General features: G+C 61.2%; 1 protein-coding gene. It reads right to left on the reverse strand.

The genetic code is table 11. The features are described from left to right. Positions 1 to 264: 264 nt before the first annotated feature. Positions 265 to 590: tetratricopeptide repeat protein (locus tag AC1D0P_RS27225; RefSeq protein WP_477679580.1), on the reverse strand; the 326-nt coding region annotated here is incomplete at its 5' end.

Below are 590 nucleotides of genomic sequence, written 5' to 3' on the forward strand. Positions count from 1 at the left end.
CGTTATCGACGTGGTCGAGGGGGAGGGGCACGGCTTTTTGCACAATGTCGATGTGTCCGCCAAGCCCGCGGCCGCGATGAAGCGCGTCGCGGCCTGGATATCGGCTAGGTTACGGTGAGCGTGCGAGCCTGAGCGGAAGGCCGCCTGGAGAAAGCGGTCGGGCTGTGCCAGCGGAAATTTGCGCTTTGTTCAGGACGGCCAAAGGAGCGACATAACCGGGAATTGGTATCTCAATGCCGCGCCCGTTCGCCCCTGAGATACCATTCAGTCCGTAAGCCCGGCCTTCGCCACGCCCTCTCGTATCCTGTCTCCATATTCCTGGTTCCGAAACGGCAGGCGAGCCAGGTGCCCCTCGAATGAATATTTCGGGTTTACGTCTTTCAGCTCTTGCCACACGCGCCTGGCCTCGTCGACCTCACCGAGGTGACCCAGTGTGGCTGCCAGGAAGGCACGCGAAAGGTCGGTCTTCGGCGAAAGGTGGATCCGTTCGCGAAAGGCTGCTGCCGCCGCCTCGTATTGACCGGCCACCAGATAGGCCGAACCGAGGAAATGCAGGTATTGTTGAGAGAAACCCGGTTCCAGGCGCATGG

It is taken from the genome of Polaromonas sp. P1_G2, from assembly GCF_056405515.1.